Annotated in this window: 13 protein-coding genes; 5 read left to right on the top strand and 8 right to left on the bottom strand. The window is 65.1% G+C overall.

The genetic code is table 11. The annotated features are described in order from the left end of the window. The first annotated feature begins 242 nt into the window (after window positions 1–242). A complete protein-coding gene (locus ACERK3_05065) occupies window positions 243–923 on the top strand; it encodes a response regulator (protein MFA9477661.1) in 681 nt (226 codons plus the stop codon). Window positions 924–1,028: 105 nt separating this feature from the next. On the opposite strand, the gene ACERK3_05060 is transcribed toward ACERK3_05065, so the two are convergent. From ACERK3_05060 to ACERK3_05045, 4 genes are all read right to left on the bottom strand, one after another. Beyond that, window positions 1,029–2,033, bottom strand: a complete 1,005-nt coding sequence (locus tag ACERK3_05060) for an HTTM domain-containing protein (GenBank protein ID MFA9477660.1) — start codon at window positions 2,031–2,033, stop codon at window positions 1,029–1,031. Next, the gene (locus ACERK3_05055) at window positions 2,026–2,472 is read right to left on the bottom strand and encodes a hypothetical protein (GenBank protein ID MFA9477659.1); all 447 of its coding nucleotides are present in this window, start codon (window positions 2,470–2,472) and stop codon (window positions 2,026–2,028) included. Before ACERK3_05055 ends, ACERK3_05060 begins: the two co-directional genes overlap by 8 nt. Window positions 2,473–2,669: 197 nt before the next feature. After that, a complete protein-coding gene (cysK, locus tag ACERK3_05050) occupies window positions 2,670–3,659 on the bottom strand; it encodes a cysteine synthase A (GenBank protein MFA9477658.1) in 990 nt (329 codons plus the stop codon). A 147-nt stretch (window positions 3,660–3,806) separates the two neighbouring features. Continuing rightward, window positions 3,807–4,718, bottom strand: a complete 912-nt coding sequence (locus tag ACERK3_05045) for an RluA family pseudouridine synthase (GenBank protein MFA9477657.1) — start codon at window positions 4,716–4,718, stop codon at window positions 3,807–3,809. 225 nt (window positions 4,719–4,943) lie between these two features. On the opposite strand from ACERK3_05045, the gene ACERK3_05040 reads away from it, so the two are divergent. Together ACERK3_05040 and moeB are read left to right on the top strand one after the other, a co-directional pair. After that, on the top strand, window positions 4,944–5,360 hold the full coding sequence (locus tag ACERK3_05040) for a hypothetical protein (protein MFA9477656.1): 417 nt from the start codon (window positions 4,944–4,946) through the stop codon (window positions 5,358–5,360). 186 nt (window positions 5,361–5,546) lie between these two features. Continuing rightward, window positions 5,547–6,731, top strand: coding sequence for a molybdopterin-synthase adenylyltransferase MoeB (gene moeB, locus ACERK3_05035; protein ID MFA9477655.1), 1,185 nt, complete (start codon window positions 5,547–5,549; stop codon window positions 6,729–6,731). 126 nt (window positions 6,732–6,857) lie between these two features. On the opposite strand, the gene ACERK3_05030 is transcribed toward moeB, so the two are convergent. After that, window positions 6,858–9,035, bottom strand: coding sequence for a HEAT repeat domain-containing protein (locus tag ACERK3_05030; protein ID MFA9477654.1), 2,178 nt, complete (start codon window positions 9,033–9,035; stop codon window positions 6,858–6,860). Window positions 9,036–9,222: 187 nt separating this feature from the next. Between ACERK3_05030 and ACERK3_05025 the strand changes: the two genes are divergently transcribed. Beyond that, a complete protein-coding gene (locus tag ACERK3_05025; GenBank protein MFA9477653.1) occupies window positions 9,223–10,545 on the top strand; it encodes a tetratricopeptide repeat protein in 1,323 nt (440 codons plus the stop codon). A gap of 59 nt (window positions 10,546–10,604) precedes the next feature. On the opposite strand, the gene ffh is transcribed toward ACERK3_05025, so the two are convergent. After that, window positions 10,605–12,122 (bottom strand): signal recognition particle protein, encoded by a 1,518-nt coding sequence (gene ffh, locus ACERK3_05020; protein ID MFA9477652.1) that lies wholly within the window; start codon window positions 12,120–12,122, stop codon window positions 10,605–10,607. A gap of 137 nt (window positions 12,123–12,259) precedes the next feature. On the opposite strand from ffh, the gene ACERK3_05015 reads away from it, so the two are divergent. Then, the gene (locus ACERK3_05015) at window positions 12,260–12,937 is read left to right on the top strand and encodes a DUF1028 domain-containing protein (protein MFA9477651.1); all 678 of its coding nucleotides are present in this window, start codon (window positions 12,260–12,262) and stop codon (window positions 12,935–12,937) included. A gap of 73 nt (window positions 12,938–13,010) precedes the next feature. Here ACERK3_05015 and ACERK3_05010 read toward each other — a convergent pair whose 3' ends face one another. Beyond that, complete coding sequence (locus tag ACERK3_05010) at window positions 13,011–13,655, bottom strand: RsmD family RNA methyltransferase (protein MFA9477650.1); 645 nt, start codon at window positions 13,653–13,655, stop codon at window positions 13,011–13,013. A 46-nt stretch (window positions 13,656–13,701) separates the two neighbouring features. Beyond that, window positions 13,702–14,586, bottom strand: coding sequence for an SDR family oxidoreductase (locus ACERK3_05005; GenBank protein MFA9477649.1), 885 nt, complete (start codon window positions 14,584–14,586; stop codon window positions 13,702–13,704). Window positions 14,587–14,642 lie beyond the last annotated feature (56 nt).

The following is a 14,642-nucleotide window of genomic DNA, read 5'->3' as shown; positions in this document are numbered from 1 at the left end:
GAAGGAAATTTTTCAGTTCGTGTAAAACCACCGCTCGCTCGCCGTGCCTTCTTCTTAGGGCGCGCTACTATGAGCCGTCATGCTATGCCCGGCGACGCCACCAAGGCGTCGGCGGTGCCGACCACGGATTGGTCGGCCGCACGAATCTCACAACCCACCCCGCCGCCAAGGGGCACGCAGGGCGCGTCGCGCACCAACGTGCACCCGTCACGGCAAGCGGGCCGCAAAGGACTGCAACGACCATGGGTATTCGAAGCGCACAACCCAGGACGGCCGAGCGATGTCGCGTATTGATCGTTGATGACCATCCAATCGTCCGCCGCGGGCTGGGCCAGTTGATCGACCGGGAATCCGACATGGAACTGATCGGCGAAGCCGACTCGCCCTCCTCCGCGCTCGATGCGGTGGAAGCGCTTTCGCCGCACGTCGTCGTCGCCGACCTCTCGTTCGAGGGGCTCGACGGCATTGAACTGATCAAAGACCTGCGCGCCCGCCACCCCGGCCTGCCCGTGCTCGTGCTCTCGATGCACGACGAATCGTTCTACGCCCAGCGCGTGCTCAAAGCCGGTGCGATGGGCTACCTCATGAAACAGGAAGGCGTCGAACAAGTGGTCGACGGCATCCGCTCCGTGCGCGAAGGGCGCGTGTTCCTGAGCAACCGCATGTCCCAGGCGCTGCTCTCACGCATGACCGGCGGCTCGAACCGCCCGCCAACCTACGGCGTTGAGTCGCTCACCGACCGCGAGTTGGAAGTGCTCCGACTCATCGGCCAGGGTCGCTCCACCCGCCAGATCGCCGAGCAACTGCACCTGAGCATCAAGACGATCGAAACACATCGCGAAAACATCAAGCAGAAGCTTCGCCTGGAGAACGCATCCCAGTTGATGCAGTATGCCGTCCGCTTTGCCATCGAACCCACATGAGGAAGTAGACGACCACGCAGTCCAAACCCCGAAGCCCACGGCGCGACGCCGTGGGCTTCCGTCCGTATAGACAGCGGCCCCCGGCAGTGTGCCGTCTCTTCCCCATCACCCTGCGCTCGTCGTCGGCTGAATCATCACTCCCCGCCCTCGCCGCGCCCAGTCCCATACGCGTTCGACCGGCAGGAACGCCATGTAGAGCACCATGAACTGCCAGAACGGCGCCGCCTGCAGCGCGAAGATGCCGATGTGCATGCCCAGCCCCATCACGAGAAACCACGGCACGAGTCGACGCCAGAAAAGCACCAGCGGAAACGCCACTTCAAACCCCACCGCGAAAAACGAGATCACCAACGCAAGCCACCACTGCTGCGCAACCCACAACCCCATCGGCCGATCCCAGCGGATCGCGTCCTGAAGCAGATGCATCTGCATCGTGTAGCCGTCAAACCACTGCAGGCCACCCATGTAGATCTTGCACACGCCCGCATTGAGATACGCCAGCGCCAGTAGACATTGAATGCACAGCAGCGGCCACAACGCGTTGCTCGACATTTGTCGTCGCTGCTGTGCGCCGAGATCTGCGGGCACGCCGTCCGCTCGCCTCCGCGCCGCTCGCCATGCATCGACCGACAGTACCGCTCCGCAAGGCGAAAACGCCATGACAAACAGCGCGATCGTGAACAATGCTTCGGGGTGATGCTGGACGCCGTAGGAAAACCCATGGGCCACCAAGGTCGCCGTACCCGCCGCGAGCACGAACAGGCTCGCTCGCGTGAACAGCCCCACCAGCGCCGCCACGCCTGCCAATAGTGTGATGATCCATATGAAAGTAATCATTTCGACCGTGCGGAACATCGACTCGGGCACGATTGCCACGATCATCGCGATCAACACCTGCGGGTCGATGAAACTTTCGTTGTGGCTGACCAGCCGCTGCTGCCTTGCCAGCGATGGGAAGAAAAAGATCAGGTGACAAGCCACGAAGACGATCCGCACCAGCGCCAACCGCATCAACGGTACGGGCTGAAACCACCACTCCCGCCACTCGGCCAGCGGCTGCGTCAGCCACAGCTTCCACGTCAACGGCTTGCTCGGCGGACGATCATTCATCAAGCCCCCCCTCTCCCGCCGCGCTGCTCAGATCGAAGGCGACCCCCTCCAACGTCTCGACCAGCCCCTCGTCGGGCAGGATGTTGTAGCGTGTGACATCGACGCGCATCGACCGCACGGTCACACCGTGCAGCGACGCGATCCGCTCCGCCGCCTCGCGAGCGACCTGCTCGTCGCCCGCCATCATCGGCCGTTCAAAGTTGCGATACCAGCCATGCCACGTCAGCCCCGCCGCCTCGCTGTCGATGCGCATCTCGCTGCCATCGTCCAGCATAGCCGTGACGCTGATCACCACCGTCGAAGGCGTGCCGTAGCTCACCTGCGTGTACATGCAGTAAGCCATGAATGGCCACACCCGCGTGCCCGTCACGAACGTGCTCGCCTGCATCGCCAGCACGCCAACCACGAACATCGAAATGCACCACTGCTTGCCCGTCACGATACGGTTTCCACCACACAGCCCGCCGCAACTTTACCCGCCACCACCCCCCAGGCAAGCAACAGACGATGATCCTTTTCACTCACGAAGCCCACGGCGTGACGCCGTGGGCTTCAACCGCACCTTTTCAAATGAAAAACACCCGCGCACAAACGTGCGCGGGCGCTGGTTGGATTCGATTGCGTCTATTCACTCGCTCAGCCGGTGAGTCCTTCGAACAGCGGCGTCGAGAGATAGCGCTCGCCGAAGCTTGGCGCGATGGTGACGATGGTCTTGCCCTTGTTTTCCGGTCGGGCGGCGACCTGGCAGGCGGCGCAGATGTTGGCACCCGTGCTGATGCCGCCGAAGATCGCCTCCTGGCTGGCAACCTTGCGCGCCCACTCAAACGCCTCGTCGTTCGAGACGACCACCGAGTCGGACACGACCGAGATATCGAGGTTCTTCGGCACAAAGCCCGCGCCGATGCCCTGGATCTTATGCGGGCCCGGCTTGACTTCCTGCTTCTCAAGCGTCTGCTTGATCACCGGCGAATCAGTCGGCTCAACGGTGATCGCGGTGAAGTCGCTCTTGCCCTTATCGCGGAAGTAGCGGGTCACGCCAGTGACCGTGCCGCCCGTACCGACGCCGGCGACGATCATGTCGGCCTTGCCGTTCGTGTCGTTCCAGATCTCCGCGCCCGTCGTCCGGTAGTGCACTTCCGGGTTGGCGGGGTTTTCAAACTGCTGAGGCATCCACGCGTTGTCCGTCGTGGTCACCATCTCGGCGGCCTTGGCAATCGCGCCCTTCATGCCATTGGCGGCCGGCGTGAGCACAAGCTCGGCCCCCAGCGCCCGCAGCAGCGCGCGCCGTTCCAGGCTCATCGACTCCGGCATCGTCAGCGTCAGCTTGTAACCCTTGGCCGCACACACAAACGCCAGTGCGATCCCCGTGTTGCCCGACGTCGGCTCGATGATGTGCGTATTCTTGTCGATCGTGCCCGCTTCCTCCGCGGCCTCGATCATCGCCCGCCCGATGCGGTCTTTCACGCTCGACATCGGGTTGAAGAACTCCAGCTTCACCAGCACCGTCGCGCCCTCCGGCGCCACCCGGTTCAGCTTGACCAACGGGGTGTTGTAGGTCGTTTCAATGGCATTGCTATACGTACGCCCGTGCAACAGACGGGTGTCCTGATCGGCGCTGGTGGTCATGGCTGAAGTCTCCTGAAGTAGCCGGAACGCTCGGCGTGTGGCGCGTTGAGCAACATGCACACAGCCGGGGAATGTCAAAAGGTATGGTAGGCAAGTGCACATGCAGCGCCAAGCCTGCGCAGGCCGAGCGGACGCGGAACGCCAACTTCACGCACCCGCTCGGCCGAGCACGGCCGCGAACGCCGACGGCACCTCCGCCTGCGCCCGCACCTGATCATCCACCGCCAGCCGACAGGCATGCAACATCAACCGCGGCGCAGCCGCCCCCACCTCGGCGTAAACCGCATCGCCCACCACCGCATGCCCCAGGTGCGCGAGCATCACCCGAATCTGGTGCAGAAACCCCGTATGCAGTTCAACTTCAAGCAGCGTCGCGTCAGCGAACCGCTCACGCACCTGCCACGCCAGCGAACAACGGCGGCTGTCGGCGTGCCCCCGCTCGACCACGCGCACGCGGGCCGGCCGGTGCTGGGTAATGGCCAGGTCCATCACCGCCTCGCCGTCGTCACCAACGCGGCCGTGCACGAGCGCGAGGTAGCGCTTCTCGATGCGATGCTCCGCAAACGCCTTGCGAAACTGCTGCCAACGTCCCTCCGTCAACGCCAGCAGCACCAGCCCCGACGTATCCACATCCAGCCGATGGGCCACCCCGCTCCGCAGCCCGCCCTCACCCACGCCATGCAGCCTCGGCCATCGCGCGATCACCGCATTGAGCAGCGTCCGCGTCTCGCTCGGCTCAAGCGGGTGCACCGGCATGCCGCTGGGCTTGTCCGCGATCACCCAGTCCCGCCCCGCCGCCGCCACCTTCAACGCCAACTGCGGATTCGCAATCGCCCGACGCGCCCCCGGCGGCACGGCCGACCCCACCATCACCCGCTGCCCGCCGCTGACCGCCCGCCCCTTGTCGCGCAGGCTCATCACCTGCCCATCGCATTGCACGCCCCCCTCGCGCAGCAGCCCCCACACCGCTCGGCGTGACAGGCCCAGCCGCCGCGCCAACACCCGGTCCAGCCGACCGCCCGCATCCGACGATTCCAGTTGAAGCTGTTGCCTTGCCATTGCTCACCGCATCATAAGGCCACATCAATTCTTGCGATCCACACCCCGCCAGCGATGCGCCATGCCCGCTGGGGATTGTTTCAGTGGATCCCCCACTACCCTTTCCCGCCGGGCACTGATTTCGCATCTTCCCTAAACGACCTACGCTGCTCGCAACCATGCCACGGACGGCTGGTTCATCACGCATGCCTCCCCATGCTCAACGTCGTATAAGGGATTTTATCTGTGAAACTCGTACGCCCCCATCGCGGGCAACGCTGCACCTTTCGGATCGACTGCAACGAAGCTCGCCAAGCCAGCCTGGTGATCGACATCTTCCCCGGCATGCCGCAGATTTTTCCGCTTCAGAACGTGGCCGAGGGTGTGTGGGAAACCGAGTTGCGCCTGCCGCCGGGGGATTACCGGTTCTGCTACCACCTCTACGACGGCCGGGCGTTGCAATACATCACGCCGACCGGCCTGGCAATGGACGGCCTTAAAGCCGTGCTCCACGTCGGCCCGTACACCGAAACCGACAATGACGACGATCCGTTGGCCCAACCGAACGACCCGCTGCGTCGGCGTCGGCTGACCAGCCCGCTGCCCACGCCCGCCGGCCGCGACCCGCTCACCGCCAACCTGTTCCGTCGCGCCGCCGGCTGAGCCGACTGATCCCACCACGCGGTTGACACATGCCCCCCATTTAGCCGCGGTGCTCGCACCCTGCTTTTCGCCTGACGGACCGGCACGCGCGGGCCGGGGCCCGCGGCTAAATGAGTGCACAGATCTCCCATTCCCGGCAAATTTGCGTACAATGGCGGTTTCGATTTTGCCTGGAGATATGCATCCATGACCGCTGTTGATACGCAACTGTCCGCTGAAGAAATCAAGCGATATAGCCGACACCTCATCCTCCCCGAGGTGACGCTCGAAGGCCAGAAGAAGCTCAAAGCCGCCAGCGTGCTGGTCATCGGCTCCGGCGGCCTCGGCGCACCCGTGTCGATGTACCTTGCCGCCGCCGGCATCGGCCGTATCGGCATGGTCGACTTCGACGTTGTCGACGAATCCAACCTCCAACGCCAGATCCTCTTCGACACGAAAGACGTCGGCACGCACAAGCTCACCGCCGCCCGCGATCGCCTGACCGCCATCAACCCCAACGTCCAGATCGACACGTACGAGGCCCGCTTCTCCAGCGACAACGCGCTGGACATCATCAAGCCCTACGACGTCGTCATCGACGGCACGGACAACTTCCCCACACGCTACTGCACCAACGACGCCTGCGTCATGCTCGGCAAGCCCAACGTGTATGGCTCGATCTTCCGCTTCGAAGGCCAAGCCACCGTCTTCGACCCCCGCGAAGGCGCCGACGGCAAACCCAAGGGCCCCTGCTATCGCTGCCTCTACCCCGAGCCCCCGCCGCCGGGCATGGCTCCCTCCTGTGCCGAAGGCGGCGTGCTGGGCATCCTCCCCGGCGTCGTCGGCTGCATCCAGGCGACCGAAGCCCTCAAGCTCATCCTCGGCATCGGCAAGCCGTTGACCAACCGTCTCGTCCGCTACAACGCGCTCGATATGCAGTTCCGCGAGTTCAAGCTCCGCCGCGACCCCGACTGCCCCATGTGCGGCGACAACCCGAGCATCACCGAGCTGATCGATTACGAACAGTTCTGTGGCATCCGCGGCGAAGAAAGCGACACCGTCATCCGCGACACGGAGATCCCCGAGATCGACGTCAACCAGCTCAAAGCCTTGATCGACGGCGATGAGGCGTTCGAACTGATCGACGTCCGCGAACCACACGAGTACGACATCGCCAGCATTCCAAAGGCCAAGCTCGTCCCGCTGAGGCAGATCCCCGCGAAACTGTCGCAGTTCGACAGCACGAAAAAGTACATCGTGCACTGCAAGATGGGCGGCCGATCCGCTCAAGCCGTCGAGCTCATGCGCGAAGCCGGCCTCGACGCCACCAACGTCGCTGGCGGCATCCTCGCCTGGTCCGCCAAAATCGACCCAAGCGTCCCGTCGTACTAAAAGCGGGCTGAATCCAGGTATCGCGTCGAGCCCCGCAAAGTATCGCGTTTAGACCCGCCGCCCACGGCGGGGCATCCGCGCGCTCACAACCAGAAACCAGAAACGATAAACCAGAAACCAGCCCCCCTACGCCGCGTCAGCCTCAACGTCGGTCGGCTCGGCGTCAACTTCCGTCGGCTCCACGCGCCCCTCATCGCCATCGCCACGCAGTTGCGACAGCCGGGCCTCCAACTGCTCGATCCGCTGCGAGATGCCCGAGTTCGGCGAAGCGCCGGTCAACCTGCGAATGCCCTCAACCAGTTGCTTGAGCGCATCAACATCGTCCGCCGCCGCCCGCTCGTCCGCCGCTGCGAACAGCAGATCCATCGGCGAGTCATTTTCACGCAACCCGCTCGCCGGGCCTTCCCCTCCGTCGGCCGCCTCATCATCCGTCTCATGATCCGCAGCGAGTCGCCCGTTGAGCATCGCCTCCGCCGTCTCGATCGCCCGATCAATCTGATGCAGATCGATGCGCGCTCGAATGATCCCGCGCTGCCGCTGCTCGTGCTGCGCGTCGGTCAGCTCCACCTCCAGCCGAGCGAGTCGATCGAAATCCGCAAGCGCCCCTTCCGGTTCGCCGGCCGCGATTCGCAGTCGGCCGCGTGCCAGCAACAGATCCACCCGCTGCCCGCTCGCATTCGACCGCGACGACGCTTCTACCTGCTCCAGCGCTGCCGCGAGCATCCGCCGACACAGTGACGACGACGCCCCCCGCCGTTCCAGATCACGCACCGCCCCGAGCACAACATCGCCCGACACTCGGCCGGCCATCGCCTCTAACGCCCGATGCCAACGCTCCGTCACCTGCTCGCCTTCAGGCTCGAACTGCACCAGCGCCTGAAACGTCACCGTACTTTGACCCCGCCGCGCCGCGGTGAGCAGCGCAATCGACTCAATCCGCGCATCATACGCCCGCTCGACCAGGGGCAGCAGCGGCCGATCCGAGTCAGCCCACGCCCGCGCCGCCGCCTGCTTCACCGCGTCATCTTCCGAATCCAGCCAGCTCTCGATCCGCCGCCAGTCCTGCTCGTCGCCCAACCGACCCAGCAGCAGCACGATCGAAGGCAGCGGCGGTTGGCCCGCGTCAAGCTGCCCGCGCACATGTCGCAACGCCCGCACACCCTGCTGATACGTAAGTCGATCCGCATCCACCGCCGCATTGATCGCCCCCGCTGCCTCATCGCGCAACGCCGGGCTGTTCAGCAACGCAAGCGACCGCTCCACCGCCTCGATCCGCGGCAAGCGTGACATCATCAACAGCTCCGCCCGCAGCACCGCCTCCACATCCTCCACCGCGTCCGCCAACCGACGCGCCACCCGGTCCGCCGCCGGCCCGTCCGCCAGATCGCGCAGCAGCAGCGTCGCCCGCTGCCGAATCGCAGGCGACGGGTCGTCCAGCCGTTTGCGAAGCGTCTCACGCAGCGGCTCGTCAAAGCCGCGATCGTCCACCAGCCGCTGCACCGCCAGGTCCATGCCGAGCTGCCGTACGACGTCCAGCGGATCTTCCAGCAGTCGGATCAACTGCCCCGGCCGATCCTCCGCCGACACCGCCCGGAACAGCGACCGATGGGCCTCCACCAGCCGCGACTCCAGCGTCTGCTGATACTGCCTCGTCTCCCGCCGCTGCTGGGCCAGCGACTCGAACAGATGCTGCCGCCACTGACTTTCCGACAACGGCTCGACCGCCGCCCACCACGCTTGCCACGCCTTCACGTCCCGGCCCATATCATCCCGACCCGTCAGCGTCGCCAGCGCCGCAAACGCCGACGCCCGCAACACCGGATCGTCACTCGTCACCGCCAGCTTCACCAGCGCCCCCGCCGCCTGCTGCTCCCGATGCCGGCCCAGCGCCGCCACCGCCCCCTGCCGCGTCGGCCGTGATGCCTCGCGGTCGTGAGCGATCTCGATCAGCGTTTGCACCAGTTCATCGCTGCCGCGCCGCGCCAGCCGTTCGCCCAGTTCCCGTCGGCCGGCCGAGTCCACCACGTCAAACAGCGGCAGCACCGCGGCGAGCACTTCCTGTGCGTCGGCCTCTTCATGATCCAGCAGCGTCACCGCCGCCGCCTTCCGCTCGGCCGTCGGCAGTTCATCATCGCCCACCATCGCAAGCAACTGCGCCGACTGCCCCGCCTCAGTCGCCTCACCCCCACCGTCCGCCCGCACACCCACCGCAAACAGCAGGCACAGCAACACCCCCGCCAGCCCCGCGCTCCTTAAAGCGATCGGCCAACCACACCACATCAGATTAAGGCGATTCCCGTACACAGGCGATGCCCCAGTATCTTCCCGCAAGCCTAGTATAACGCGACGGCGTAAACAGAGCCCGGCCAATACACTCTATCGGCACATCGGGCGCGAACCACAAGATAAACCGTCGTCGCCGCGCACCACGCCCGGCACGGGTGATATACATGCATACAACCACCGCAACCAGCCCCACGGGACCGACGCCATGAGCGAATGGTCGGACGCCGAGCGACACGCACAACGTGCTCAGCAATTCTACGAAACAGGCCAATGGAGCAAGGCGCTCGAAGAGCTCCGCCAGGCGCTCACCTACAACCCCTTCCAGAGCGAATGGCATTTCGGCCTCGGCCTCACCCTCGAAGCCCTCCAACGCTACGACGAAGCCGTCCGCGCCTACCAGCAAACACTCGACCTCCGCGGCGATGACATGGACGCCCTGCTCCACCTCGGCATCGTCCTCGTCCGCTGCGGCCATCCCCGACAAGCCATCCAGACCTTCGAACGCGCCCAACGCCTCGACCGCGAAATCGAAGCCTGCTACTGCCATCGCATCCACGCCTACAGCCAGCTCGGCGAACACGACAACGCCGAGACCATGTTCTACCTAGCCCGACAGCTCACCGACGAATGCCCCACCTGCTACGACGGCCTGGCCCACAGCCTCGCCGCCCGACGCGAAAACGAACGCGCAATCTGGTGCTGGCAGCAGGCCCTTCGCCTCGACCCGGCCTACCCCGATGTCCACGCCAACCTCGCCACCGCCCACTGGCGCCTCGGCCGACTCGAACGCGCCCGGCAGGACTTCATCCGCCAGCTCCGCCAACGGCCGCGCGACACCCGCGCCATGCTCGACCTCGGCCGACTGCTCATGGAACTCGACCGCGACGCCGAGGCGGGCGAAAAATTCCGACGTGTGCTCGAAATCGACCCCGCCGCCGCCGACGCCTACTACCACCTCGGCGAGCTCGCCCTCCTCGCCGGCCACCTCGACGCAGCCGAGGCACGCTTCATCCAGACCCGACGCCTTGACCCCACGCGGCCGGGCGTACAGCTCGGCCTCGCCCGCGTCGCCCGCGAGCGCGGCCAGCTCGAACGCGCACGCGTCTTCGCACGCGTTGAAACCCAACGCGCCGGCCAGTCACCTCAACAAGTCCTCGAACTCGCTCGACAGCTCATCGACCTGGGCATGCCCGACACTGCCGTCGAGCTGCTGCACACCACCATCCAGGGCCGATCCACCACGCAACTCGACACCGCCGCCCTGCTCGGCGCTGCTTGGGCTCTCCGTGGCACCGCCGAGTTCGCCCGCGGCCGACCCCGCGCGGGCATGTTCGCCTGCCGACGCGGACTCCGCTTCGCCCCCGCCAACATCGCCGCCATGCATCGCCTGATCGAAGCGCACCTCGCCGCGCGCGAGCTTCGCCGGGCCCGCGTCTGGCTCCGACGCGCCCGACACTACGCCCCCGGCAACCCTGTCACCCGCCGACTCACCTTCCGCCTCTGGTGGCGACGCCTGACCGGTGCATGACCAACGTCCCCTCGCCACCAAAACACCCGGCAACTCAATCGACGCCCCCCGCCGCATCATCACCGTCGCCGTTTCTTCCGCTGCTTGAACTTGGGCTTCTGCGCCTTCGTCGACCCCTTCGCACGCGGCATGCCGCCCCGCGCGCCCATGCCCGCGAGGTCCGATCCGCCCATCCCCGCCAGCGCCTTCATTCGCGAAACCCCGCCCATGCCCGACAACTGCTTGCTCATCGTGCCCACCATCTCGAAGCCCTTGACCAGTTGCGACACGTCGCGCTGGTCTGTCCCCGAGCCGCGAGCAATCCGCCGACGACGCGAGTTGGTCAGCTCATCCTCATTGCCCCGCTCTTCTTTCGTCATCGACTGGATGATCGCCTCCGTCCGGTCGATCTGCTTGTCGTCGATCGGCAGATCCTTCAGCTGATTGCCAATGCCCGGCAGCAACCCCAGCAACGACTTCATCGACCCCATCTTGCGGATGCGCTTGAGCTGGACGAGGAAGTCGTCCATCGTCATCTTGCCCTTGGCCATCTTCTCCTGAAGGGCCATCGCCTCCTCTTCACTCACCTGCTCCTGCGCCTTTTCCACCAGCGACACGACGTCGCCCATGCCCAGGATGCGCCCCGCGATTCGGCGGGCATGAAACTCTTCCAGCGCATCAATCCGCTCACCCGTGCCGATGAACTTGATCGGCTTGCCCGTGATCTGCTTCACGCTCAACGCCGCGCCGCCGCGCGTGTCCGAGTCGAACTTCGTGATGATCACGCCGTCCAACTCCAACTGCTCGTTAAACGCCTTGGCCGAGTTGACCGCGTCCTGCCCCGTCATCGCGTCGATCACCAGCATGATCTGATGCGGGTTCACCGCCGACGCAACCTGTCGCAGTTCGCCCATCAGCGAGTCGTTCACATGCAGTCGGCCGGCCGTGTCGAGAATCACCACATCCACCGCCGCCTTCCGACCGGCTTCCACCGCGTTCCGGCAGACCTTCACCGCCGCGCCCACCGCCTTGCCATACTCCGCCACCTTGTCCGGCTCGGAGTAGAACGACACGCGCCCGTTGCCCTCGACCTCATCCTCCACCTGCTTGCTGAGCACCTCAAGCTGATGCACCGCCGCCGGCCGCTGAAGGTCCGCCGCGACCAGCATCACCTTCTTGCCGCGCTTCTTCAGATACCCCGCCAGCTTGCCGCACGTCGTCGTCTTCCCCGACCCTTGCAGCCCCGACATCATGATCACCGTCGGCCCAGGATCGACGTACATCAGCGGCGGCTCCTCCGGCCGAACCGCGTCTTCCTTATCCACAATCGGCTGACCGCCGAACAGCGTCACCAACTCATCGTGCACAATCTTGATCATCTGCTCGCCCGGCTTCACCGCCGCGAGCACCTCCTGCCCCAACGCCTTCTGCTGCACGCTCTCAATGAACTGCTCAGCGACTTCATAATGCACGTCCGCCTCCAGCAAGGCCGTGCGGACGTCCTCCATCGCCTCGCGGACGTTGGATTCGCTGATCTTGCCCTGTCCGGAAAGCTTGCGCAGGGCCGACTCGAACTTGTCAGATAAATTGCCGAACATGGTGGTTCCGTCTTCGGGGTTCCGGGGCTTGTCGTGAAGCTTAAGCTACTATTGTAGGGTCTATGTCCTTCCCCGGCAGTACAGCTTAAGCTGTACTGCCGGAGTGTGGGTCAGTTGGAGAAAAGGAAGAGAACCGAATGACGTTTTCCATTGTTGCCCGCTGTCCGCGTACGAAGCAGGTCGGCATCGCCGCCGTCACCGCCGTGCCCGCCGTGGGCAAGCTGCTCACCTGGGCCTACCCGCGCACCGGCGCGATCGCGACCCAGGCCTGGATCAACCCATACCTCGGCCACGACGGCATCACCAAGCTACGCGAAGGCCTCGACGCCAAACAGGCCCTCGACGCCGTCGTCCTTCAGGACCCCGACCGCGACATCCGCCAGGTCGGCATCGTCGACGGCCAGGGCAACGTCGCCGGATGGACCGGCTCGAAGACCAGCAAATGGGCCGGCCACATCACCGGCCCCGGCTACTGCGTCCAGGGCAACCTCCTCGTCGGCCACGAACCGCTGCACGCCATGCGCGACGCCTTCGAAGCCGACGACGGCGCCCCCCTTGCCGAGCGACTGCTCACCGCCATCGAAGCCGGCGAAGCCACAGGCGGCGACCGCCGCGGCGCAAACTCCGCCACCGTCTACGTCATCGACACCGAAGTCTATCCCCTCTGGGACCTCCGCGTCGACGACCACAAACACCCACTCAAAGAGGTCCGCCGTCTCTATCACGTTTTCGAAGAACTGGTCGTCCCCCACATCGTCCGCCTCCCCAAACGCGACGACCCCCACGGCCAGCCCGAGCCCCAAGCCCTCGCCTGACCCCAAACTCCATTACCAGCCCCCCCGAAGCCCACGGATTCAATCCGTCGGCGTCCCCCCCCACAACCAGAAACTAGAAACTAGAAACTTCCCCTCCCCCTTCCCCACCAGCACGCTCATAAAATGTCACCTTCATCCCCCCATACTTATGCGACGTCGGCCCGACCCAGCCCTTGATCTCCGGCGATTCAACCGGCGTCGGCGTACGCACCACCATCACACCCCCCGCCTCCGCCGTCTCCGCCAACGCCTCAAGCAGCGGCATGAACCGCTCCCAACCGTCCGCCTCCGACATCATCGCGTAAGGCGGGTCCACAAACGCAATCCGCACCGGCTTACGCACCGCGTGCACAAGCCAGCCCGGCGACAGCGCATTCACCTTCAATACGTTCGCCCGATCGCTCAGCCGAAGGGCCGACAGGTTCTGCTCCAGCCCGTGCAGCGCATCACGGTCCATCTCCACAAACACGCACTTGCCCGCCCCCCGCGACAGCGACTCCAGCCCCAGGCTCCCCGTGCCCGCGAACAGGTCGAGCACCAGCCCCCGCTCGTCCGCAGGCTGCTCGTCCGCCTCCAGCGGGTCCTCCGGCAACACCCCCATCGCCCACAGCCGATCGAACAAGCTCTGTTTCACACGATCCGTGATCGGCCGCGTCGTCGTCGCATCCTTCGGCCCGACCAGCCGCCGCCCTCGATGTACACCTGCAATGATTCTCATCCACCCAGCATACCCCAACCAGAAACTCGAAACTCGAAACTAGAAACTAACCATTAACAATTTCTCCGCCGTTGACGTGCAGCACCTGCCCGGTGACGTATGAGCTGTCATCGCTGGCGAGGTACACATACGCCGGGGCGCACTCGCTGGGGTGGCCCGCTCGGCCCATCGGCGTGTCGCTGCCGAACTTCTCAACCTTCTCCTCCGGAAACGTCGACGGAATTAACGGCGTCCAGATCGGCCCCGGCGCGACCGCGTTCACCCGTACGCCTTCCTTCGCCAGGTTCGTCGCCAGCGAGCGCGTAAACGACACGATCGCGCCCTTCGTTGCGGAGTAGTCCACCAGCGAACCGCTGCCACGGTAAGCCGTCACGGAAGTCGTGTTGATGATCGCGCTGCCTTCCCGCCGCTTCAGCGCGCCCAGCGCAGCCCGCGTCGTGTAAAACATCGCGAAGATGTTCGTGCGAAACGTCGTCTCCAACTGCTTCGCGTCGATGTCTTCAAAGTTCGGCGTGGGAAACTGCATCGCCGCGTTGTTCACCAGCACATCCAGCCGACCCAGTTCGCTGACCGCTTCGTCCACGGCCCGCCGACAGAACGCTTCCTTCTGCACATCCCCGCGGATGACATAACACTCCTGCCCCTCGGCCTCGACCAGCCGTTCGGTCTGCATCGCGTCCTTGTCTTCTTCCAGGTACACGATGGCAACGTCCGCCCCTTCGCGCGCAAACGCCACCGCGACCGCTCGGCCGATGCCGCTGTCGCCGCCGGTGATCAGCGCCGTCCGCCCCTCCAGCTTGCCGCTGCCGCGATAGTCCGCCCGAATCACCTCCGGCTCAGGCGTCATCGCCGACTCACGCCCCGGCTGACGCTGCTGCTTCTGCTTCGGCTGTTTCTTCTCGCTCGTTTTCTTCTTGGACTTGTTCGCCATGGATCTGCCTTTCTCCCGTCTCCCGCTTTACTCCCCACCTGACTCTAGGCCCGGAA

The sequence above is a fragment of the Phycisphaerales bacterium AB-hyl4 genome (assembly GCA_041821185.1).
GTDB lineage: Bacteria > Planctomycetota > Phycisphaerae > Phycisphaerales > Phycisphaeraceae > Natronomicrosphaera > Natronomicrosphaera hydrolytica.
This window is presented reverse-complemented; position numbering and strand designations above follow the sequence as displayed.